This window comes from Nesterenkonia sp. PF2B19 (assembly GCF_001758425.2).
In the GTDB taxonomy this organism is placed as follows: Bacteria; Actinomycetota; Actinomycetes; order Actinomycetales; family Micrococcaceae; genus Nesterenkonia; species Nesterenkonia aethiopica.
In genome coordinates this window covers 18144-40381 of record NZ_MDSS02000004.1, presented here as the reverse complement: position 1 = coordinate 40381, position 22238 = coordinate 18144, and the positions used below count along the sequence as shown (strand labels likewise).

General features: G+C 68.3%; 22 protein-coding genes, 1 tRNA gene and 2 pseudogenes. 6 read left to right on the top strand and 19 right to left on the bottom strand.

Annotated elements, in window-relative coordinates; translation table 11 throughout:
• Position 1 precedes the first annotated feature (1 nt).
• The 4 genes from BCY76_RS01980 to BCY76_RS01965 all read left to right on the top strand — a co-directional run bounded on the left by BCY76_RS01980 (position 2) and on the right by BCY76_RS01965 (position 2524).
• Positions 2 to 994 (top strand): hydroxymethylglutaryl-CoA lyase, encoded by a 993-nt coding sequence (locus BCY76_RS01980; protein ID WP_237089913.1) that lies wholly within the window; start codon positions 2 to 4, stop codon positions 992 to 994.
• On the top strand, positions 975 to 1274 hold the full coding sequence (locus BCY76_RS01975) for a GntR family transcriptional regulator (RefSeq protein WP_085437092.1): 300 nt from the start codon (positions 975 to 977) through the stop codon (positions 1272 to 1274). Before BCY76_RS01980 ends, BCY76_RS01975 begins: the two co-directional genes overlap by 20 nt.
• A complete protein-coding gene (locus BCY76_RS01970) occupies positions 1226 to 1651 on the top strand; it encodes an FCD domain-containing protein (RefSeq protein WP_170922554.1) in 426 nt (141 codons plus the stop codon). Before BCY76_RS01975 ends, BCY76_RS01970 begins: the two co-directional genes overlap by 49 nt.
• Before the next feature lie 87 nt (positions 1652 to 1738).
• The gene (locus BCY76_RS01965) at positions 1739 to 2524 is read left to right on the top strand and encodes a ParA family protein (protein ID WP_070160508.1); all 786 of its coding nucleotides are present in this window, start codon (positions 1739 to 1741) and stop codon (positions 2522 to 2524) included.
• A 96-nt stretch (positions 2525 to 2620) separates the two neighbouring features.
• On the opposite strand, the gene BCY76_RS01960 is transcribed toward BCY76_RS01965, so the two are convergent.
• The 8 genes and pseudogenes from BCY76_RS01960 to BCY76_RS01930 form a co-directional block, all read right to left on the bottom strand.
• The gene (locus BCY76_RS01960; protein WP_070160510.1) at positions 2621 to 3208 is read right to left on the bottom strand and encodes a MerR family transcriptional regulator; all 588 of its coding nucleotides are present in this window, start codon (positions 3206 to 3208) and stop codon (positions 2621 to 2623) included.
• A 553-nt stretch (positions 3209 to 3761) separates the two neighbouring features.
• Positions 3762 to 4055, bottom strand: a pseudogene (locus BCY76_RS20605) (bifunctional nuclease family protein); the annotation flags it as partial.
• A gap of 250 nt (positions 4056 to 4305) precedes the next feature.
• Positions 4306 to 5049, bottom strand: coding sequence for a transcriptional regulator FtsR (ftsR, locus tag BCY76_RS01950; RefSeq protein ID WP_070160446.1), 744 nt, complete (start codon positions 5047 to 5049; stop codon positions 4306 to 4308).
• Between the two features lie 92 nt (positions 5050 to 5141).
• Positions 5142 to 5579 (bottom strand): FHA domain-containing protein, encoded by a 438-nt coding sequence (locus tag BCY76_RS01945; protein WP_070160448.1) that lies wholly within the window; start codon positions 5577 to 5579, stop codon positions 5142 to 5144.
• Between the two features lie 31 nt (positions 5580 to 5610).
• On the bottom strand, positions 5611 to 5997 hold the full coding sequence (gcvH, locus tag BCY76_RS01940) for a glycine cleavage system protein GcvH (RefSeq protein ID WP_070160450.1): 387 nt from the start codon (positions 5995 to 5997) through the stop codon (positions 5611 to 5613).
• A gap of 94 nt (positions 5998 to 6091) precedes the next feature.
• The gene (locus BCY76_RS18820) at positions 6092 to 6247 is read right to left on the bottom strand and encodes a response regulator transcription factor (protein ID WP_237089912.1); all 156 of its coding nucleotides are present in this window, start codon (positions 6245 to 6247) and stop codon (positions 6092 to 6094) included.
• Complete coding sequence (locus BCY76_RS01935; protein ID WP_237089911.1) at positions 6184 to 6795, bottom strand: response regulator; 612 nt, start codon at positions 6793 to 6795, stop codon at positions 6184 to 6186. Before BCY76_RS01935 ends, BCY76_RS18820 begins: the two co-directional genes overlap by 64 nt.
• A complete protein-coding gene (locus tag BCY76_RS01930; protein ID WP_085437089.1) occupies positions 6792 to 7970 on the bottom strand; it encodes a sensor histidine kinase in 1179 nt (392 codons plus the stop codon). The genes BCY76_RS01935 and BCY76_RS01930 overlap by 4 nt, the downstream gene beginning before the upstream one ends.
• A 110-nt stretch (positions 7971 to 8080) precedes the next feature.
• On the opposite strand from BCY76_RS01930, the gene BCY76_RS01925 reads away from it, so the two are divergent.
• Together BCY76_RS01925 and BCY76_RS01920 are read left to right on the top strand one after the other, a co-directional pair.
• Positions 8081 to 8833, top strand: a complete 753-nt coding sequence (locus BCY76_RS01925; RefSeq protein WP_070160456.1) for an ABC transporter ATP-binding protein — start codon at positions 8081 to 8083, stop codon at positions 8831 to 8833.
• Positions 8833 to 9636 (top strand): ABC transporter permease, encoded by an 804-nt coding sequence (locus tag BCY76_RS01920; RefSeq protein ID WP_070160458.1) that lies wholly within the window; start codon positions 8833 to 8835, stop codon positions 9634 to 9636. Before BCY76_RS01925 ends, BCY76_RS01920 begins: the two co-directional genes overlap by 1 nt.
• A gap of 87 nt (positions 9637 to 9723) precedes the next feature.
• On the opposite strand, the gene BCY76_RS01915 is transcribed toward BCY76_RS01920, so the two are convergent.
• From BCY76_RS01915 to BCY76_RS01865, 11 genes and pseudogenes are all read right to left on the bottom strand, one after another.
• Positions 9724 to 10974: an ABC transporter ATP-binding protein gene (locus BCY76_RS01915; RefSeq protein ID WP_070160460.1), complete on the bottom strand. Its 1251-nt coding sequence runs from the start codon at positions 10972 to 10974 to the stop codon at positions 9724 to 9726.
• 115 nt (positions 10975 to 11089) lie between these two features.
• The gene (locus tag BCY76_RS01910) at positions 11090 to 11941 is read right to left on the bottom strand and encodes a carbohydrate ABC transporter permease (RefSeq protein ID WP_070160512.1); all 852 of its coding nucleotides are present in this window, start codon (positions 11939 to 11941) and stop codon (positions 11090 to 11092) included.
• A pseudogene (locus BCY76_RS01905) lies at positions 11941 to 12923 on the bottom strand (carbohydrate ABC transporter permease). The gene BCY76_RS01910 and the pseudogene BCY76_RS01905 overlap by 1 nt, the downstream one beginning before the upstream one ends.
• Complete coding sequence (locus tag BCY76_RS01900) at positions 12920 to 14290, bottom strand: extracellular solute-binding protein (RefSeq protein WP_085437088.1); 1371 nt, start codon at positions 14288 to 14290, stop codon at positions 12920 to 12922. The pseudogene BCY76_RS01905 and the gene BCY76_RS01900 overlap by 4 nt, the downstream one beginning before the upstream one ends.
• A gap of 291 nt (positions 14291 to 14581) precedes the next feature.
• The gene (gene clpX, locus BCY76_RS01895) at positions 14582 to 15874 is read right to left on the bottom strand and encodes an ATP-dependent Clp protease ATP-binding subunit ClpX (protein ID WP_070160462.1); all 1293 of its coding nucleotides are present in this window, start codon (positions 15872 to 15874) and stop codon (positions 14582 to 14584) included.
• Positions 15875 to 16063: 189 nt separating this feature from the next.
• A complete protein-coding gene (locus BCY76_RS01890) occupies positions 16064 to 16720 on the bottom strand; it encodes an ATP-dependent Clp protease proteolytic subunit (RefSeq protein WP_070160464.1) in 657 nt (218 codons plus the stop codon).
• Positions 16721 to 16782: 62 nt separating this feature from the next.
• Entirely contained in the window at positions 16783 to 17370 is a 588-nt protein-coding gene (locus BCY76_RS01885; protein ID WP_070160513.1) for a ClpP family protease, read from the bottom strand.
• A 333-nt stretch (positions 17371 to 17703) separates the two neighbouring features.
• A complete protein-coding gene (tig, locus tag BCY76_RS01880) occupies positions 17704 to 19113 on the bottom strand; it encodes a trigger factor (RefSeq protein WP_070160466.1) in 1410 nt (469 codons plus the stop codon).
• Positions 19114 to 19235: 122 nt separating this feature from the next.
• Positions 19236 to 19309, bottom strand: a tRNA-Pro gene (locus BCY76_RS01875).
• Between the two features lie 97 nt (positions 19310 to 19406).
• Positions 19407 to 20402 carry a serine hydrolase domain-containing protein gene (locus BCY76_RS01870; RefSeq protein ID WP_237089915.1) on the bottom strand — a complete coding sequence of 332 codons (996 nt, stop codon included), beginning with the start codon at positions 20400 to 20402 and terminating at the stop codon, positions 19407 to 19409.
• 224 nt (positions 20403 to 20626) lie between these two features.
• Complete coding sequence (locus BCY76_RS01865) at positions 20627 to 22012, bottom strand: purine-cytosine permease family protein (protein ID WP_336581724.1); 1386 nt, start codon at positions 22010 to 22012, stop codon at positions 20627 to 20629.
• Positions 22013 to 22238 lie beyond the last annotated feature (226 nt).

Sequence of the window (22238 nt, the reverse complement as noted above, 5' to 3'; positions counted from 1 at the left end):
CGTGCCCTCTCTCTCCGACGTCTGGAAGCTTCCTGCGCGCGCCCGCGTGGTGGAGGTCGGTCTGCGCGACGGGCTCCAGGCCGTGGAGCGGCCGCTGCCCCTGGGGGCCAAGGTGGAGATCGTCCACCGACTCATCGATGCGGGCGTCACAGAGATCGAGGTGGCGTCGTTCGCCCACCCGAAGATCCTCCCGCAGCTCGCCGACGCCGAGGAGCTGCTGCGCCGCGTCCCGCGCATCGACGGTGTTACCTATCGGGGGCTCGTCCCGAATCTGCGGGGCATGCGGCGCGCCGCCGACTGCGATCTCGACGAGGTGGCCGTGGTGGTTCCGGCAGACGACGGCATGGCACTGAAGAACCAGAACAGGTCCACCTCGGAGCTGCTCACCGAGACGCGCGAGATCGGGCGCCTCGCCGCCGACGCCGGTCAGCGGCTCATCGTCGCCGTCGCCTGTGCCTTCTTCGCCCCCAGCCGCGGCACGGTCCCCTCCGCCGAGCGGATCGCCGTCGTCGAGGGCGCCCTGGAAGCCGGGGCGGACGCCGTCTATCTGGCGACCACCACCGGGCAGGAGCATCCCGCCGAGGTCCATGACGGAGTGGCCGAGGTCCGCCGACGATTCCCGGAGCTGAGCTGCGGAGTCCACCTGCACAATCGCAACGGCTTCGCCCCCGCCAACGCGCTGGCGGCGCTCACGGCCGGCGCCGACTGGCTCGAGGCCTCGTTCTCCGGGCTCGGGGGCGACATGTGGTTCCCGGGGGATCCCACGGTGCTGGGCAACATGGCCACCGAGGACCTCCTGCATCTGCTGGGCGGGCTGGGCATCGAGACCGGCATCGACTTCGAGAAGCACCGCCGACTCGCCGCCGAGGTCACCGACCTGACCGGATTCCCCGTCACCTCCTTCGTCGCACGCGGCGGCAGCCGCGACGACCTGGCCGCCGCCACGTGGCCCGACACCCACCCGGGGAGGGCTGATGGCGACGCTGGCCGATGACCTCCTGGGACTGATCGCCTCCGGCGAGTACAGCGGCGGCCAGTGGCTGCGGGAGGGAGTTCTGGCTGAACGTCTGGGCGTGTCCCGCACACCGGTGCGCGATGCGCTGCGTGAGTTGGCCGCGCTGAGTGTGGTCGAGCTGGTTCCGCACCGCGCGCCCGGATCCGAGAGCACAGCTTCTCCGACATCGAGCAGATCTACCGCGCCCGGGCACGGGTGGAGCCCGCCGTCGTGGCCGACGCCGTCCCGCGGCTGGAGCGTGGACACCTGGAGCAGCTGAAGATCATCAGCGCTCGCATGCACACGCTGGCCCACGACCCCTCCCGTCGCGCGGAGCTCTCCCGGCTGAACAACGCGTTCCACCGGATCTTCCTGGACGCGGCGGGCAACCGGGCCCTGGCCGCCTCCGCGCGACACCTGGTGACGCCGCTGCTGGTGGCCCATGTCTTCGCGGCCTACTCGTCGGAGGCGCTGGCCCGGTCCCTGATGCATCACGACGAGCTCATCCTGGCCGCGGAGGCCGGAGACGCCGAGTGGGCGGAGGCCATCATGACCGCCCACATCCTCAGCGGACTGCAGGGCCACCGGGCCGCCCGGGCCGCTGCGGAGGAGGAGAGATCCGGCGACCCGGCCGGGACTCCGCCCGCGCTCGGATGACGTCGTCAGCAGTCGTGCGGGTGTCACACCCGGCCGCCCCCGGGAGTCGCCACCACAAAGCACCGGGGAGTCCCTATGATGGGACGCGTGCAGATCATGAGCGTGTCCAGCTTGAAAGGCGGGGTCGGCAAGACCTCGGTCACCATGGGGTTGGCGTCTGCCGCCCTCCAGCAGGGGGTCAGGACGCTGGTCATCGACCTTGACCCCCACGCTGACTCGACCACCGGGCTCGCGGTCTCCCGCGGCGCCGGCACGGAAGCGGGTCAGCTGCTCAAGGACGCCCGCAGGACGCGGGTCTCCGAGCATGTGGTGCGCTCCGGCTGGATCGACCTGCTGCCGGAGGACCAGCGCGCCGACGCAACTCTCGACGTCATCGTCGGCTCCGCGCTGTCGGCCACGTTCGACCGCCCGGACATCCGTCCGCGGGACATGCGACGCCTCCGGACCCTCCTGACAGGCCTGGAGGGCTATGATCTCGTACTCGTCGACTGTCCCCCGTCACTGGCCGGACTGACGCGCATCGCCTGGGCCGCCTCGAACCAGGTGCTCCTCGTCGCCGAGCCCAGCCTGTTCTCCGTCGCCGGGACCGAACGCACCATGCGAGCCATCCGGCTGTTCTCCAACGAGTACGCCCCCCAGCTGAAGTCAGCCGGTGTGGTGGTCAACAGAGCCCGCGCCGACTCCACGGAGCACGAGTACCGGCTCCTGGAGATGGAGCGCCTCTACCAGGAGAAGCTCATGCTGCCTGTGCTGGAGGAGAACGCCTTCTGGCAGCAGATCCAGGGCGCCGCCTACCCGGTCCACCAGTGGCCGGGCGACCAGGCTCGCGATCTGGCGAAGTCCTTCGACCAGCTCCTCGACCAGCTCCTCTGAGCGTCTCGGCGTCCTGCGCCGCGACACCTCTCCCGGACATGAGGAAGGGGCCCGATCCGCGGATCGGGCCCCTTCCTCATGTCCGGGAGTCTCTGCTCAGGAGGCCTGCGAGCGTCGCCGAGCGCGCATCTTCGCCAGCTCATCCTGCTGGCTGAAGGCGGACAGCTCCTGCTGGACCGCATGGTCTCCGGTCGCCGGAGCCGCCGCCTCATCCTCGGCGTCGGTCCGCTCCCGGGGCAGCTCGGCCAGCGACCCTTCGACCTCGCGCCACACTCTCCCCACGGCGATCCCGAAGACGCCCTGGCCGCCCTGGACCAGGTCGATGACCTCATCGGCCGAGGTGCACTCGTAGACCGACGCGCCGTCGGACATCAGCGTGATCTGCGCGAGGTCCTCGACTCCGCGCTCCCGCAGGTGCTCGATGGCGGTCCGGATCTGCTGGAGGGAGACCCCGGTGTCCAGCAACCGCTTGACGACCTTGAGGACCAGGATGTCCCGGAAGGAGTACAGGCGGGCCGAACCGGAGCCGGATGCATTGCGCAGGGACGGCTGCACGAGCTTGGTGCGCGCCCAGTAGTCCAACTGCCGATACGTGATCCCGGCCGCCGCGCAGGCCACAGGGCCGCGGTAGCCCATCTCCTCATCCAGGTCCGGCAGGCCGTCGTCGAACAGCCGCTGCTGCAGGACAGGATGCTGCGGAACTCGGCCCGGCCCCTGCTGCGCATCGCTGCGAGAATCAAGACTCACGTATACCCTCCTCGGTGCGGTCCCGCCGGGGGAAGTTCGTCGCCCTCGGCCGACACCTCACGGTGCGGACCGAGCGAGTCAGGACGACGCATGCGGAAACCTTCTTCCTCGACGGTAGAACGGCAGCAGCCGGGGGTCAAAGACATCCGCTCCGACCGTGGCGGCGTGTCGCCCGATGCGACGCCGGGGCACAGAACCCCGACGATGACGACACCTCGGGACGACGCCCACACTCTACTCCCCTCCGAGGCGCGCGCCCACAGCTGTCGACCAGCTTCCCGCTCAGGAGGTGGACTTGCCGAAGTCCTCCGGCTCCGCGCCGTCGAGGAACTTCTGGAACTCTTTGATCTCGTCTGCGGAGATCGGTCCCCGCCCCGCCACATCGGCCGCCTCGGGACTGGCGCCCGGGGGTGCGGCGGGCCGCTGACCCGGGCCGGAGGAACCGGAGTCCCCGCCGTCGCGTCCGGTACGGCGGCGTGACGGCCACAGCCCGGAGAGTGGACTCGGCCATGGTGATCCGCGCCGCAGTGCGGACCGCCACGGCGATCGCATCGGATGCGCGGGAATCGAGCACCTGGCCGCGACGCAGCCGGATGGTGCCGAAGTAGGTGGAGCTGTCCAGGAGTCCGATCTCGATCGACTCGACGCCGTCGGCCAGGCCGGTCAGCGCATCCACCAGCAGGTCATGGGTCATGGGCCGCGGGGGCGTCTGCCCGTCCATGCCCATCGAGATGGCAGTGGCTTCCGAGGTGCCGACCATGATGGCCACGTGGAGATCCTCCATCCCCGGCTCTGCGCCGCGGAGCATCACCACAGGCTGATGTGAGGGCACCTCGATGCGCACGCCCACCACGTTCAGACGGATCTGCCGCTGTGTCATCGGACTGCGACCTCCCCACCTCCGGTGCGCCGGTCGCCTCGACTGCGGTGCACGCGCGGACGCGCACGACGACCGTGCACTTCCATGGTCACCGCCCCGGGGAGCAGTTGTCCAGACCTGCCCGCACGTCAGAGCGCGTCGACAGCGGTACGGCTCAGTTCCGGTCCAACGACTCGACCGCCGAATCCATCATCGAGGCTCGGAGGTCCTTCAGAGACTGCAACATCTCCTTGGAGGACTCGGCCACCCGGGCCCGCGCGGCGGCGTCCTTGCGGGCCGCGTAGGGGGCCATCGCCCGACCGATCAGGTCCAGCTCGTTGTCTGCCGAGCGGCGGATGTTGACCAGGTGCTTGGGTTCGAGCCCGTAGCGCGCCAGGACCCGCACAGCGCGGACCGCCTTGAGGTCATGGTGGCTGTAGTTGCCGTCCGCGTCCGCCCGGATGATCCGGAACTTCTCGAGCGTGTCGAGCATGCCGCGCGTCGCCCCCGACTGCGCCCGCAGCTCCTTGCGGGTCAACGGGCGGATCCGGCCGGTGATCTGCGCGGCCATCTCCGTGGTGACCTCGCGGGGACCCACAGGGGCCGCCTCGGGAAGCTCCTCGGGCTGCTCCCCCGCGTCCAGAGCGTCCATCGTCTTCTTGATGACGTCCAACGGCATGTAGCGGTCCCGCTGCAACGCCAGGATGAAGCGGAGGCGTTCGACGTCGGCGGCGCAGTACTTCCGGTACCCGGACGGGGTGCGGGCCGGCTCCACCAGGTCGCGCTCCTCGAGGAACCGCAGCTTCGACGCCGTCAGGTCCGGAAACTCGTTCTGGAGCTCCCGCAGGACCTCGGAGATCGTGAAGACATGCGTGGTCGCCGGGTCGACGTCCTCAGCGGACGCCTTCGGCTTCCTCATGGGCGAGACACTCACGGCGCATCCTCTTTCAGGCTCAGGGGGAAGGTAGAGGAGAACAGCCTCAGGATAACGTGCTCAGCAGCAAACGCAGCTCATTTGCTTCCTGCGTAGTAGGTGAGCCGGAATTTGCCGATCTGCACCTCGTCCCCCGCCTTGAGCGTGTAGTGGTCCACGCGGTCATGGTTGACGTAGGTGCCGTTGAGGCTGCCGAGGTCCTCCAGCTCGAACCCGCCGGCGATCCGACGGAAGGTCAGATGCCGACGAGACACCGTGACGTCGTCCAGGAAGATCTCCGCCTCGGGGTGACGGCCCACGGTGGTCACGTCCTTGTCCAGAAGGAACCGGGCCCCCTGATTGGCGCCGGAGTGGGCCACCAGCAGCGCGGACCCCTGCGGGAGCGCCGCGATGGCCTCCCTGTCGTCGTCGGTCAGACGCGGCTGTGCGGCACGCGCCTCGGCAGGCGGCAACGAGATGCTCGTGGTCTCAGCGATGTTCTCTCGCTCATCCGGTGCGCCAGAAGTCGTGGACACGGCGGCCTCCCTTCCCTTCGACGATGTCGTCTCAGCCTACCTGGCTTTCATAGTCTTCGGCAGACAGCAGGCCGTCCAGCGCGTCCGCGGCGGAGAGCTTGACCTCGAAGAGCCAGCCGGCGCCGTAGGGGTCGGAGTTGACCGAGCCCGGATCGGCCTCCAGGGCCTCGTTGACGGCCACGATCTCGCCCGCCACCGGGGCGTAGATGTCCGAGACGGACTTGGTCGACTCGACCTCTCCGACCACGTCACCGGCGGCCACCGTGCTGCCGGTCTCAGGGTGCTCGACATAGACGACGTCGCCCAGGGCGTCCTGGGCGAAGTCGGTGATCCCCACGCGGACCACGCCGTCGGTGTCCGTGGTGGCGACCCACTCATGCTCCGCGCTGTACTTCAGCTCGGCCGGGATGGTGCTCATGTTCAACTCCGCTCGTCATCGGGCAGGATCCGTGCACCGCTGGTGCGGCGGGACGGACGATCCATGGACAACTTAGCACCTGTTCCGGGCCAGGTCAGCCGAGGATCCCCTCGTGGAGCGCGCGCAGCACCGCATTGGTGCGGTCCCGGGCCCCGAGCTTCTGCAGGATGACGGAGATGTGGTTCTTCACCGTGCCCTCGGCCAGGTGGACCAGCTCCGCGATCTGCCGGTTCGGATACCCTTCGGCCACCAGGCGAAGGACTTCGAGCTCACGCGACGTGAGCTCCTCCACCCCGACGTCGGCGGCGCGACCGGAGGAGGGCCGGAGCGGATCGCGCGCAGGAGTCGGTCGGTGATGGAGGGGGCGATGAGGGTGCCGCCCTCGGCCAAGGTGCGCACCGCCCGGGCGAGCTGTTCGACCGTCACGTCCTTGAGCAGGTAGCCGCGGGCGCCGTGCCGCAGGGCCTCCAGGACGAGGGCGTCGTCGTCGAAGGTGGTCAGCACCAGCACCGGCAGCTCGGAGCCCAGCTCCCCCAAGGCACCGGCCTCCAGCTGCTCCAGGAACCACAGGCCGTCGTGGCGAGGCATGCGCAGGTCCAGCAGGACCACGTCCGGGCGGGTGCGCGCGACGACGTCGAGGGCCTCGGCTCCGTCTCCGGCCTCACCGACCACTGTGGTCCGTCCCAGCTCCAACAGGGTGCGGACGCCTTGGCGCACCAGGGTCTGGTCGTCGACCACGACGACGCGAGGGTCCTCCCCGTGGCCGAGTTCGGGGGTCCCCGACGGTTCGGTGCTCATGCTCTGTCCGCCTCCTCGAGCGTCGATCCGGCGCGTCGTCCGTGCGCCGGAAGGTCCACCTGGACGGTGAACCGGCGTCGGGGGGTGACGGTCAGCGTTCCGCCGAGCAGCTCGACGCGCTCACGCAGGCCCGTCAGCCCGTGCCCCGGCGTGACGCTGGAAGGAGTGGTGCCGTCGTTGACCCCGGTGAGGACGATCCTGTCCTCCTGGCGCGCGACGTCCAGACGCAGCGTCCAGGCCTCCGAATGCTTGATGGTGTTGGTCATGATCTCCTGGGCCGCCCGCACCAGAACGTCCTGCTGCTGCTCATCGACCTCGACGTCGGTCTCCACCCGGATCCAGATGTCGAGGCTGGGCACCGCCGCAGCCACACGCTGGAGCGCCTCCGCGAGGTCACCGTGGTCGGCGGCGCGCATCTCTCCGACCGTGCTGCGGACGTCCCCCAGCAGCTTCTTGGCGAGCCCGCTCGCCCGCTCGACGTGTTCCGCCGCAGAATCGGCGCTGCGATGGCGCGCCGCCTCCAGCTCGAGGTTCAGCACCGTCAGCTGATGCCCGAGCAGGTCATGCAGGTCCCGCGAGATGCGCAGCCTCTCGGCGGTCTTCGCGGAATCCTCCAGCAGCACCGAGGCGGCCGTGAGCTCCACCGTCTTCTGCTCCAGGGCGGCCCGCATGCGGGCCTCCTGCTGCAGGCTCCAGGTGGACAGCACCGCCGCCAGGTGGATGAACAGGTAGAAGATCGGTGTGGCCACGTAGTCCACCACGCCCGCCCCATGGGCCCAGGCATGCACCGCGATCACCACGGTGTTCAGAGCGACGACACCCACGACGGCGGCCATCGGCACCACATAGGTGCCCACCGCGGCGACCACCACGAGGATGACCACCAGCATGCCCTGTCCGGGCAGCGTGAGCAGCAGGGCCCACGAGCTCAGCACGGCGAGCGCGTAGCTGGCCAGCTGAATCCTGCGGTCCGTCACTGGGGCGGCGGCGAAGAACACGCCGACGAGGCATGCGACCAGCAGCGCAGACCAGGCGAGGACCGGGATGTAGGGACGCATGCCGGTCAGCAGGACCACCACCCCGACCCCGAGGCACAGCGCGAGGATCGCCGCACCGGCGCTGAATTCTGCGCGCCGCTGATGCGACGCCGACGTCCGTCTCTGGTGGGGGCCCATAGGGTGAGACTAGCGCGTCGGGGCTGATCCCTCTCCAGTGCCGAAAGTCATGTCCGACTCCATGACCGCCGGCACTGCCGCGCCGTCGCGCCCCGGGCGAGGCTGGAGACATGACGAACACACCGACGCTCGCGGTGGATGCCGAGCATCTGACCAAGCGATACCGCAGAACCACGACCAACGCCGTCGACGACATCAGCCTGAGCATCCGTGCCGGGGAGACCTTCGGGATCCTGGGCGCCAACGGAGCGGGCAAGACCTCCACGGTCGAGATGATCGCCGGACTGCGCCGTCCCACGTCCGGACAGGTCCGCATCCTGGGGCTCGACCCCTGGCGCGACCGCACCAAGGTGCGACGGGTCCTGGGCGTCCAGCTCCAGGAGGCGTCCCTGCATGACGCCCTCACCTGCGAGGAGCTGGTGGACCTCTATCGCAGCTTCTATCCGGACCCGCTGGGCACCGAGGAGGTGCTCGAGATGGTCGAGCTGCGGAGCAGGGCACGCACCCGCTTCTCCAAGCTCTCCGGGGGCCAGCAGCAGAGACTCTCCATCGCTCTGGCGCTGGTGGGCCGCCCGGAGGTCGTCATCCTCGATGAACTGACCACCGGTCTGGACCCGAGCGCCCGCCGCCGGGTCTGGTCGGCGTTGGAGGCGCTGCGGCGGCAGACCGTGATCCTGGTGAGCCACGCGATGGATGAGGTCGAGAGACTCTGCGACCGAGTCGCACTGATCGACGGCGGGCGGGTCATCGCGCAGGGAACCCCGGAGGACCTGAGGCGCCAGGCCGGCACCTCGACACTGGAGGACGCCTTCGTGGCGCTGACCGGCCGGGCGTTCGACACCGACGACGAGGAGGAGACCTGATGAGCAGCACCCACCCGCAGCGGGAGCTCCAGGAGGAGCTGGCCGCCGTCCGACCCCACAGTCCGGGACCCCGCGCCTGGTGGCGGATGACCGTCGCCGAGGCGAAGATGGTCGTCCGGGACACCGCAGGACTGATCCTGCCCCTGGGCATGCCGGTGCTGATCCTGGTGATGCAGGCGCTGGCGTTCGGTGACGAGGCCCTGACGGATGAGCTGTCCGTCCTCGACGTCTATGTGCTGCCGCTGATGCTGCTGATGGTGGTCGCCTCGGTCGCGGTGGTCAACATGCCCAGCTTCCTGGCCACCTATCGCAAGACGCACATCCTGCGGCGTCTTGCCGTCACCCCCGCGTCACCGGCGATGGTCCTGGTCGCCCAGGCCGTGGTGAGCGTGGTGCAAATCGTGGTGGGCATCGTCCTCGCCTTCACCGTGGCCAGCGTCTTCTTCGACGCGAGCCTGCCCACAGACGTAGTCGTGGCGCTGGCGGTGATGGGCGCCGCGATCGCCTCGCTGTACGCCATCGGCATGCTGGTCGCGGCCGTCTCGCCCACTCCGAACGCCTCCCTCGCGCTCGGGCTGATCGCCTTCTTCGGGCTGGCCGCCCTCGGCGGTCTCTTCGGTGGGATGCAGAACCTGCCGGAGACCCTGCAGAGCATCGGAGTGTGGCTGCCCTTCGGCGCCGCCGTCGAGGGCCTGCAGCAGGCCTGGCTGGGGCAGACCGTGGACGGCCAGATCTGGGTGGCGTTGGCACTGTGGACCGCCGTGGGCGGCGGCGCGGCGGCGCTGCTGTTCCGCTGGGAATGAGCCCCACGCCCTCCCTGGGACACCAGAGCGAGGCGGGCGCCTCACCCCTGGTCAGGGGTGAGCGCCCGCCTCACGAGTGCGGTGCCCTCAGGACTCCCGCTGGGCGGCGGCCCGCTCGGCGTCGCGCTGGCGGTCCTCCCTTGCCATCCGGGTCAGCTCAGCGCCGGCCTCGGCGTCCCGGGTGAGGTTCTCCCCGGTCGCCGGATCGAACAGATGGATCCTCCGGGAGTCCACCCACAGCGTGGCGGCGTCTCCACCGCGCAGCCGGGACGTGGCATCCACAGAGACCACCAGCTGGGTGCGCAGCTCGTCGGCGTCCATCTCCTCAGCCAGCGTCTGGAGGACCTCGGCCACCCGGGGGTCGTTCTCATAGGAGACGTACACGTACTGCTCGTTGCCGAGCCACTCGGTGTGGGTGAGCGTCGCCTCGAACGTCGTGCCCTTGGCGAGCTGCGTCTCCGTGAGCGTGGCGGCATCCTCGAAGAAGTCCGGCCGGATGCCGGCCAGCACGATCTCCTTGCCCCGCCCCGCGTCGGCCGTCCCCTCGGGCAGCTGGATCTCCCCCAACGGTGTCTGCAGGACGTCTCCCTCCACCGTGCCGGGGAGGAAGTTCATGGACGGGGCCCCGATGAAGCCGGCCACGAAGAGGTTGGCCGGCTGCTCATAGAGCTCCCGCGGGGAGGCGATCTGCTGCAGGACCCCCTTCTTCAGCACGGCCACCCGGTCGCCGAGGGTCATGGCCTCCGTCTGGTCGTGCGTGACGTAGACGCTGGTGGTGTTGAGGCTGCGCTGCAGCTGCGAGATCTCTGCACGCATTTGGCCGCGCAGCTTGGCGTCCAGGTTGGACAACGGCTCGTCGAAGAGGAACGCATTGGCGTGCCGGACGATCGCGCGACCCATCGCCACCCGCTGCCGCTGACCGCCGGAGAGGTTCGCCGGCTTCCGTTCGAGATGATCCGTGAGCTCCAGCATGTGTGCCGCCTGCCGGACTCGGTCGTCCACCTCCTGGTCGGAGAACTTCCCCTTCGTCAGCCGCATCGGGAAGGCGATGTTCTCATAGACGGTCAGATGCGGGTACAGAGCATAGTTCTGGAAGACCATCGCCAGGTTGCGGTCCCGGGGAGCCTTCTCGTTGACCCTCTCCCCGTCGATCAGCAGATCGCCGGAGGTGATGTCCTCCAGGCCCACGATCATCCGCAGCAACGTGGACTTTCCGCAGCCGGACGGACCGACCAGAATGACGAACTCGCCGTCCTCGATGTCGATCGAGACGTCGTTGACGGCGGGGAAGCCGTCGTCGTACTTCTTCACGATGTTCTTCAGGGTGATGGATGCCATGCTGACGTCTCCTCCACGGTCTCGACGCTGCGCGCAGCGTCCGGGTCTTCAGGTCTGGGACTCCCGCCCTGCGGGATGCTGAGTGAGCCGGCGACGCCGGTCGGTGCGGGTACGGTCATCCCTTCACCGCCCCCTGCGTCAGGCCGGAGACGATCTGACGCTGGAACAGCAGCACGAGGACCACCACGGGGATGGTCACCACGATCGCCGCCGCGGAGATCGCACCGGTGGGCTCCTCGAACTGGGAGGCTCCGGTGAAGAACGCCAGCGCCGCCGGGACGGGGCGTGCCGCCTCGGTGGAGGTCAGCGAGATCCCGTAGACGAAGTCGTTCCACGCGATGAAGAAGGCGATGATCGCGGTGGTGAACACCCCGGGCATCGCCAGCGGGACGATCGCCCGACGGAAAGCCTGCCACTGGGTGGCGCCGTCCACCTGCGCCGCCTGCTCCAGCTCCCACGGGATCTGCCGGAAGAACGCGGCCAGCGTCCAGATGGAGATCGGCAGGGTCAGCGACAGGTAGGGGATGATCAGGCCGAGCCACGTGTCGTAGAGCCCGATGACGCGCCACACGTTGAACAGCGGTGTGACCACAGAGATCACCGGGAAGATCGAGACCGCCAGGGCCGAGGCCAGGATGACCTTCTTGCCGGGAAAGTCCAGCCGGGCGATCGCATAGGCGCACAACGTAGCGAGCACCACGGCGACGAACGTGGCGATCAGCGTGATGCCGATGGAGTTCCGCAGCGCCGTCAGGAACAGCTCCTGCGCGTTGCCGAAGAAGATCATCTCGTAGTTCTGCCACGTCCACACCGTCGGGAGGAACGTGTTGTTGCCGAGGTCTCCGGGCGTCTTGAAGCTCGTCGCCAGGATCGCGGCGACGGGGAACAGTGCGTAGCCCAGGACCACGACAGTCAGCACGGTCCAGGCCAGGCGCTGGCGGCCGGTGAGCGTTCCGGAAGCAGCCATCACTTCTTCCCTCCCTTGCCGCCGGCGTCCGTGCCGCTGGCGAGATCGACTTTGAAGAACTTGATCGCGACGAAGCAGATCAGCAGCACGCACAGGAACAGCACCACCGAGATGGCCGAGCCGAGCCCGATCTCCAACCGTCCGATCGACGTCCGGTAGGCCAACAGCGAGAGCACCTCGGTGCCCGCATCGCCTCCGGTCATGATGAACACGTTGTCGAAGATCCGGAACGCGTCCAGTGCACGGAAGAGCACCGCCACCATGATGGCGGCCTTCATGTTGGGAATCGTCACCCGGGACATCTGCTGCCACCAGGTGGCCCCGTCCACCCGCGCGGCCTCCAGGAGCTCATCCGGGACCTGAGCCAGTCCGGCCAGCAGCAGCAGCGCGATGAACGGGGTGGTCTTCCAGATCTCCGAGGCCATGATCACGGTGATCGCGGTGCCGAAGTTCGCAAACCAGTCGAGGTCTCCCCCGATGCCCGGCACGAAGCCGAACCAGCTGTTCACGAACCCGGAGTTGATGTCGAACATGTAGTACCAGGCGAAGGCCGAGACCACGGTGATGATGCCGTAGGGCACCAGGATCGCGGTCCGGAGCATGCCCCGCAGGCGCTTCAGGGCCCGGTGCATCACCAGGGCCAACGCGAAGCCGAGCACCAGTCGACGGCCACGGTGACCACCGTGATGAGCACCGTGACCAGCAGGGCGCGCCAGAAGACGCCGTCGGTGAAGATCGTGGCGTAGTTGGACAGGAACACGAAGTGTCGCTCGTCCGGGGCGGTGAGCCGGAAGGAGAAGAGCGAGTCGAAGACCGCCTGACCGATCGGGTAGGCGGTCACGGCGAGCATGATGACGAAGGCGGGTCCGGCCAGCAGCCAGCCGAGGCGCGCCTCCGCCTTGGCCCGATCGGACTTCGCGGCGCGGTGCTGCACCGCAGCCTCCCGCCGGGCTCGGCGGCTGTCGTCAGCGGTGGTGGTCACAGGAGACGCTCCCCTCTCAGCACCTCACCCACGGTGGTGTCGGCCTCGGCGGGGGTCCGCTCGGGGTCGACACCGCTCAGCGGGGTGTAGTTCAGCTGGATCGTGGTCGAGATCTCGTTGTAATAGGGCGTCTGAGGTCGCGGAGCGGCATTGTCCAGGGCCTCGCGGATGTCGTCGGCCATCGGGAAGTCCTCTTCGACCTGAGGGTCGTCGAAGGCCGCCTCCGAAGAGGGCGGGTTCCCGTTGGTGACGAAGTACTCGGTCTGGTTCTCGGGGGCGACGATGCATTCGATCGCCTCATAGGCCAGCTCGGGGTGCTCGGACTGGGACCCCACCCCGAGGTTGATCCCGCCCAGCGGAGGTGCCGACGGGGTGTCGGCATCCATACGCGGATACTGCGCCCACCCGATGTCGTCGGGCAGCTCCGCGTCGACCGTCCCGTCCTCGGCGGCCGCGTTGGTGGCCGCCCAGACGAACGGCCAGTTGACCATGAAGGAGCCGGCGTCCCGCTGGAAGAGCAGCATCGACTGGCCCTCGTCCATCGACGCGATGCCGGGGCCGCCGAGCCCTTCTGCACCGATGCGATGCAGCACCTCGGCCGCCGCTCGACCCGCGTCGGAGTCCAATGCGGTCTCCAGCTCGTCGGCCGGTGCGGTCGGGTCGGTGATGATCGACTCGCCCTGGGACTCGATCAGGGCGTTGAGCCATACCGTCATCGACTCGGCACGGATGCCCTGGACGGCGAGGTGCTTGTCCTGCTCCTCGGCGACGTCCATGATCTGTTCCCAGGTGACCGGCTCGTCCATGTCGAGCCCGGCCTCCTCCACCACGGATTCGCGGTACCAGAGGAGCTGGGTGTTCGCCCAGAACGGGATGGTGACCAGTTCGTCGCCCCACATCGCGCCGGCCAGCGCGCCGTCCAACGTGTCGGCAGTGGTGCGTTCTGCGACGTCCTCGGGCACCGGGGCAAGGAATCCGGGCTCTGCGAGCTCGGGGATGAACGGCGGGTCGAGGCTCATGATGTCCAGCGAGGTGTCCCCTGCCGCGAGGCGTCGGGCGAGCTGCTCACGCTGGGACGGGGCATCATTGGGCAGCAGCGAGGTCTGGATCCGGTAGGCGCCGTCGGACTGGTCGGTGCATCTTTCCGCGATCACCTGCTGGCCGCCGTCATCGGGGTTGATGTACCAGGTCAGGACAGGGGTGGCGTCTCCGTCACCGCAGGCGGAGAGGAGAAGCCCTCCGGCGAGGATCGCGGCCGCCGCGCGGGCCGGGCGTGATCGCGAGCGGCGGGCCGACGTCGCGGATCTCCTCCTCCGCGGACCGCCCGCGACCCTCGCAGGGCCTCCGGGAATCGATGAATCGGGCATGGACCGTCCACCTCTCTCAGGTCGGGGTGGCATCGCCGAGGAAAGGGTCAGGAACAGGTGCGCCCCCCGGCGATCGTTCTGTGAGTGCCCTCACTATATACCCCGAGAATCCCTGATCAGAGGGGTGACATACCTGCCTCAAGCACGGCTCACGCGGCAGACGGTCCTGGGCGGCTCGAGGGGGACGGGCCGCGGATGCAGGAATCCCCCGCCGGAACGGTCCGGCGGGGGATTCCTGAGGTGGGGGATTCCTGAGGTGGGGGCGCTGTGGCCCGCCTGCGACGGCTTCGGTCAGGCAGACTTCCTGCGCAGCTTCTTGACCTCGGCATGAGTGAGCAGCACAGGCTCGGCACCCTCTCGGACGACCTCCTCGGTGACGGTCACCTGCGCGACATCGTCACGACTCGGCAGGTCGAACATCACAGGATTCAGCACCGCCTCCAGGATCGACCGCAGTCCGCGGGCCCCGGTCCCCCGGGCTTCGGCCTGCTCCACGACGGCGGTCAGCGCGCCCTGTTCGAACTCCAGGTCGATGCCGTCGAGGGCGAAGATCTTCTGATACTGCTTCAGCAGCGCATTGCGCGGCTCGGTGAGGATGCGGATCAGGGCCTCCTGGTCGAGGTCCTCGACCGTGGCGACCACAGGTAGGCGTCCGATGAACTCAGGGATGAGGCCGAACTTGTGCAGATCCTCGGGTTCGACGTCGGCGTAGGTGATGTCGTCCCGGCTGATCGTGTTCAGCGGCGCGCCGAAACCGATGCCCTTCCGACCCGCGCGCGAGCCGATGATCTCCTCCAGCCCGGCGAAGGCGCCGGCCACGATGAACAGCACGTTGGAGGTGTCGATCTGCATGAACTCCTGCTGCGGGTGCTTCCTCCCGCCCTGCGGGGGGACGGAGGCCACTGTGCCCTCGAGGATCTTCAGCAGCGCCTGCTGGACACCTTCTCCGGAGACGTCGCGGGTGATCGAGGGGTTCTCAGACTTCCGCGAGATCTTGTCGATCTCGTCGATGTAGATGATGCCCTGCTCGGCCTTCTTGATGTCCCCGTCGGCGGCCTGGATCAGCTTGAGCAGGATGTTCTCCACGTCCTCGCCCACGTAGCCGGCCTCGGTCAGCGAGGTGGCGTCGGCGACGACGAACGGCACCTGCAGCTTCCGGGCCAGCGACTGTGCGAGGTAGGTCTTGCCCGAGCCGGTGGGCCCGACCAGCAGGATGTTGGACTTCCCGATCTCGACGTCGTCGAGGGGCCCCTTCTCGAGCGAGGCGGTCTTCTTCGCCGTACCGAGCGCCTGAATGCGCTTGTAATGGTTGTGCACCGCCACCGCCAGGAGCCGCTTGGCCTTGTCCTGACCGATGACATACTCGTCGAGGAAGTCGTGGATCTCCCGGGGAGTGGGGAGCTCGAAGTCATCAGGCTCCTGAACCTCGTTGAGGTACTCCTCGATGATCTCGTTGCAGAGCTCGATGCACTCGTCGCAGATGTACACTCCGGGGCCTGCGATGAGCTTGTACCGCACCTGCTTCTGACTCTTCCCGCAGAAGGAGCACTTGAGCAGATCGGCGCTCTCTCCGATTCGTGCCATGCCTCGCAATCCCCTCAGATCATCGGGTCCGGTCGTCCCGGGGCCTGTGCCGTCGGAACGGTGACCGCCCTCCCAAGGCGGTACGGATCAAGACTACGTCACCGCGGTGACATCCTTGGCGACCATGACTCGCCGTGTGTGCCGGGTCCTCCGCCGAGAGGCGGAGGACCCGGCACACACACGCAGCGCTCAGACGGGCAGCTTGCGGGAGGTGAGGACCTCGTCCACCAGGCCGTAGTCCTTCGCCGCGTCCGCGGAGAGGAACTTGTCCCGGTCGATGTCCTCGCTGACCTGCTCAGCGGACTTATCGGTGTGCTGGGCCAGCACCTCTTCCATCCAGGTGCGGATGCGACGGACCTCGTCGGCCTGGATGGCCAGGTCGGTGGCCGTACCCCGCTGGCCGCCCATGGAGGGCTGGTGGATCAGCACGCGGGCGTTGGGCAGCGCCAGGCGCTTGCCCGGGGTGCCTGCTGCCAGCAGCACCGCCGCCGCGGAGGCCGCCTGCCCCAGGCAGACGGTCTGCACGTGCGGACGGATGAACTGCATCGTGTCGTAGATGGCGGTCATCGCAGTGAAGGAGCCCCCGGGCGAGTTGATGTAGAGGGTGATGTCCCGCTCGGAGTCCATGGACTCCAGCACCAGCAGCTGGGCCATGATGTCATCGGCCGAAGCGTCGTCCACCTGGCTGCCGAGGAAGACGATCCGGTCCTCGAACAGCTTCGCGTAGGGGTCCTGACGCTTGAAGCCGTAGGGGGTGCGCTCCTCGAACTGCGGAAGGATGTAACGGGACTCCGGGGCGGGCATGTGCGGCATCGCCTGCGGGATCTGGGTGACGTCGTGGTTCATCGAAATTCTCCTGAAGTGTCCTGGTGGCCGGTCTCGTCGTGGCCTGTGTCGTCCGGGAGGTCTCAGACTCCGCCGCCGCCGGAGACGGTCGAGGAGCGCTGGGCGATCTTGTCGAAGAAGCCGTACTCCAGCCCCTCCTCCGCGGTGAACCACTTGTCACGGGCGTTGTCGTTGAGGATGGTCTCCACCGACTGGCCGGTCTGCTCAGCGGTGAGCTCGGCCATGACCTGCTTCATGTGCTTGATCAGCTCCGCCTGGATCCGCACGTCGGACTCGGTGCCACCGATGCCGCCGGAGGGCTGGTGCATCAGGATGCGCGCGTGCGGAGTGGCGAACCGCTTGCCGGGAGTGCCCGAGGAGAGCAGGAACTGCCCCATCGAGGCGGCCAGGCCGGTGGCGACGGTGACGACGTCGTTGGGGATGAACTGCATCGTGTCGTAGATGGCCATCCCGGCGGTCACCGAGCCGCCCGGCGAGTTGATGTAGAGGTAGATGTCCCGCTCGGGGTCCTCGGCCGAGAGCAGCAGCATCTGGGAGCAGATGGCGTTGGCGTTCTCGTCACGGACCTCCGACCCCAGCCAGATGATCCGCTCCTTGAGCAGACGGTTGTAGATGTAGTCGTCGCGGGACGCCGGGTCCACGGTCGACATGCTGGGCAGGCTCTCAGACATGGACGTTCCTCCACTCCAGTGTTCTCTCACGTCAGGACGGTCGAGCGGCGCCGCGAGATCGTCGCGCGCCGCGCAGGACCGTCCGTGCTGTCCCCGACATTACCTGGTGACCGCCCCGGGCCGAGGCGTGCCGCGGCGTCGTTCGCTGTTGGCGCAGGGTGCGGAGCTCCGTACTCCGACGCACCCCCTGCTCACGACGACGGCGGGCCGCCGGGCCTCTCGGCTCAGCGGCCCGCCGTCGTCGGGCTCAGTGCTGGGTCAGCACCGGTTCAGCGCGTCACGGACACGGACTCACTCCGGTCCGGCGGCTGCTCACTTCTGCTCGTCGGACTCCTCGTCCGCCGAGTCGGCGTGCTGCTCGTCGGCGGCCGTCTCGGTCTCAGCGACCTCGGCGACCTCCTCGGCGGCGCCCTCCTCCTCGTCGTCACCCTGCGGGGTCACGAAGTCGGACAGGTCGACGTCGTTGCCCTCGGAGTCCTTCACGACGGCGAGCTCGAGGACCTTGGCCAGCGCCTTGCGGCGGCGGACCTCGCCCATGATCATCGGCACCTGGCCGGCCTGGTCCAGCATCTGCGCGAACTGGTTGGGCTCCATGCCGTACTGGGAGGCCGTGGAGACGATGTACTCGATGAGCTCGCCCTGGTCGACGCCGATCTCCTCCTTGTCGGCGATCAGGTCCAGCACGATCTCGTTGCGGAATGCCTCGCGGGTCTGCTTCTCGATCTCCTCGCGGTGCTCCTCGGTGTCGTGGTCGTCGCCCTCGGCGTGGCCGCCCTGGCTGAAGTGCTGCTCCACCTGTCCCTCCACCACGGAGGCGGGGACGGGGACCTCGACGAGCTCCATGAGCTTCTCCAGGACCTTGTCGCGGGCCTCGACGCCCTGCTCCACGACGAGGTTCTCCTCGGCCTTGGTCCGCAGGTCTGCGCGGAGCTCCTCGATGGTGTCGAACTCCGAGGCCATCTGGGCGAACTCATCGTCGGCCTCAGGCAGCTCGCGCTCCTTGACGGCCTGCAGGGTCACCTTCACGGAGGCCTCCTCGCCGGAGTGCTCACCTCCGGCCAGGGTGGTCTCGAAGGTCGCGTCCTCGCCGGCGGAGAGTCCTTCGAGGGCCTCGTCGAGACCCTCCAGCATGGTGCCGGCACCGACCTGGTAGGACAGGCCGGTCGCGTTGTCGACCTCTTCGCCGTCGATGCTGGCGGCCAGGTCGAGGGTCACGAAGTCGTCGGTCGCCGCGGGCCGCTCGACGTCCTTGAGGGTGCCGAAGCGCGAGCGCAGCTCGTCGAGCTGCTCCTGCACGGCGTCCTCGTCAGCGGCGCGGGCCTCGACCTCGACCTCGAGGCCTGAGTACTCGGGCAGCTCCACCTCCGGCTTGACGTCCAGCTCACCGGTGAACTTCAGAACGCCCTCGTTGGTCTTGGGGTCCGGGATCTCCTCGATCTCCACCTCGGGGCGGGACAGCGGAGCGATCTCGGCCTCGGCCAGGCCCTGCTGGTAGAACTCGTTGAGGCCGTCGTTGATGGCGGTCTGGACGACGTACTCGCGGCCGACGCGCTGGTCGATGATCGGCGCGGGAACCTTGCCCTTGCGGAAGCCGGGGATCTGAACCTGCTCCGCGATGCTCTTGTATGCGGCCTTGATCTTGGGCTCAAGCTCCTCAGAGGTCACCTCGACGGTGAGCTTGACTCGAGTCGGGTTCAGATTTTCAACGGTGCTCTTGACCACGTGGGGGCTCCTGATAGATGACGACTGATCATGTCTGATGCGAGCTCTGGCAGAACCCGCAGCGTCGACCGCGGCCGAGCGGCGCCGCGAGCTTCGATGCTCCCGCTGCGCCTCGGCCGCCGTCGGGGTGACAGGATTTGAACCTGCGGCCTCACGCTCCCAAAGCGCGCGCTCTGCCAAGCTGAGCTACACCCCGATCGCCCGCCACCCGGACTGCGCGGCCCCCCGCAGCGCGGAGGAGACGGCGCCCGACAGACGGCACGGACCGATACACAATAGCGCGCCGCCGTCGGTCACGGCGAATCCGCGCCGCACTCTGCGGCAAGAGCCCGCGTCAGGTCTTCCATCAACAGCGCCTGCGTCCGTTGGTCCTGCTCGGCGTCCGGCTGAGGCCAGCTGGACAGTTTGACGATGACCGTGGACGACTGCGGATCCAACCAGAGGTGCTGACCATGGATGCCGAGGCCGGTGACGTTGCCGCGCCGGTTTCCCGTGCACCACCACTGCCGCGTATAGGAGCCGCCGGGGTAGACCGAGGTCCAGCCCTGGTCGACCATCTGGCGGGGATCTCCGCCAGCCAGGATGCTCTCGGCCCACTGCGCCGCGACCACGCGCCCTCCGGGCGCTCGTCCGCCGGCCAGCACCATCTCTCCTACCCGGGCGAGGTCGCGCGCCGTGCAAGAGACTCCGCCGTCGGCATGGGCGAATCCCGATCGATCCACCGTCACCATGGCATCATGATCCGGGCGAAGTCTGGACCACACACGATCAGCCAGCTGGTCTACGTAGCGGGCCCCGGTGGCCCGCTCGATCGCCCAGGCCAGCACATCAGTGGTCGCCGAGCAGTACTGGAAACGCCCCTGGGGACCCGCGCCGGTGAGCGTGCGCAGAAAGCTCCACGTGTCACCAGGGTCTCCCGGCCGGGGCCCTCTCCAGCCAGCGCTGCGGTCATGACGTTGCAGCTCGGATCGAGGGTTCAGATAGTCCTCGTCGTAGTCCACGCTGACTGTCATATCCAGCAGGTCAGCGATTGTAGCTCGGGCATAGGCACCCTCAGCCAGCTCCGGTACGAAGCTGATCACGCGGTCCTCAAGACTCCACAGACCGTCCATCGTCAGCGATCCCGCCACGAGCCCGCACAGCGACTTTGACACGCTCATGATCAGATGCTGGTCATCCGGCCCGCAGCCGGGGGCGTACCACTGCGCGGCGACCTGTCCCTGACGGACGACGAGCAGAGCATCCGTGTGAGTCTCTTCGAGCCGATGCGAGAGATCTGGAACCCGCATCAGCAGCCTGGGCATCTCCCCCGCTTCATCACCTGCCGCAGCGCGGGAACCCGTCGACCGGCGATGGATGCGCGCTGACGGCAGGACCTCGGAGAGGTGGGTGAACGCCCAACGGACGTGCGGGGGTTCCTGCCAGGTGTCGATGGTGGGGCGAAGCGGCACTGCCGGCCTGAGCCGGTTCACCGGCGCGGACAGGTCTGCCTGGGGAGGACGTCCACCCTGGGTCATCGCGCTCCTCCTCGCCGCTCATGGGCGACCGACCACCTGTGCATACGCCGACCTCCCCGCGTCATGGTGGCATACACGGCGCCCGCGACGATCGCTGAGACCGGCACAGAGAGGTCCAAGCCTCCCAGCGCCGCTGAGAGCGGGCCGGTGCCGAGCTCGGTGGTGAGGGCCAGCGTGCCAGAGGCCATCCCTGCCAGGAGTGCGGTCAGTCCGGCGGGGCTGCACCCGGCCACACCCCAGTAGGGGCTGTTCGCCGTCGCGTCCAGCAGCCCCGGCCCGTCATAGCGGTATCGACGCATCAGTGCGTCCATACACAACAGTGTCATCGTCGGGGCCGAAATCACGATCAGAAGCTGCAGCAGCAGGTTCACCGCTTCGAGCAGTCCGGTGGAGAACACCAGCACGAGGGTCAGTCCGGTGGCGACCAGGCCCACCGCCACAGCCGCGGTGGTCCTCCTCATCGGGAGTCCGATCGCCTGCAGCACCATGGATGCGGTGTAGGTGGTCATGGCGTTCAGCGCCACCGTGTTCAGCACCACGCCGAGCACGAAGAGCACGCCCAACCAGGCCGGCAGCAGCCCCAGCAGGGCGTGCTCCACCCCGATCTCGAGGGCCACAGGGCTCATGGCGGTGGCCAGCAGCGCTCCGACGGCCGTGAAGACGATGCACGGCAGGGCGCCGCCGGCGGCGATGGCGATGGCGATCCGCCATCGCGGAGTCTCCTGGGGGAGGTATCGCGCCATGTCCGGGCTGTTCGAGAAGGACAGCGGGGTCGAGGCCAGCACGGCGAAGCCGATGCTCAGCACCACCCAGAGGTGGATCCCCTGCAGCGGCTCCGGCTGGCGGAAGCCCCAGTCGACCGCTGTCAGGCTCACCGCCGTGACCAGAACGAATATCACCAGCAGGATCCCGGTGATCCAGCCATAGGCCCGGGTGATGAGTCCATGCCCGTATACGGCCACCAGCACGGTGGTCACGGAGACGACGATGGTGACGGCCACACGAGCCGTTCCTGAGTCGGCCAGTCCGGCCATGGTGACGATCTCGGCTCCCATGTAGGTCGACGCCAGCCAGTTCAGCGCGAGGAACACCGCAGAGATGAGACCCCCGTAGACGACCATCACGCCGGAGTTTCCACGGATGCCATAGACAGCACGGGTGATCGCGGAACTCGCGGTACCGGCCGCAGGACCGGCGGCAGCGGCGACTCCGGTGAGGATCCAGGGCAGGTTGCCCACCACGATGAGGATCATCGCCTGCCACAGCTCGAGCCCCATGAAGATCAGTGACGCACCGATGGTGAAATTGAGCACGCTGACCATGGGAGCGGCCCACACGAAGAGAAGGTCCCGAGGACGTCCTCTGCGCTCGTGCTGCGGCACCAGCCTGATGCCTCGTGTCTCAAGCTGCACCGATGGTCTCGCCGGGGCATGCCCTCCATCGCGCCTCCCCCCAAGACTCGCCTCGGCCGCACCACCTGCCTCCCGCAGAGAGATCCGGACTTCAGCATGCCCGGGCATCTCCTGGGCTCGATGGTCGTGTGCCATGACATCTCCCTGCTCCAGTGCACGATCCGCACCGGTCACGCCGGTTATTGGTCTTATGACC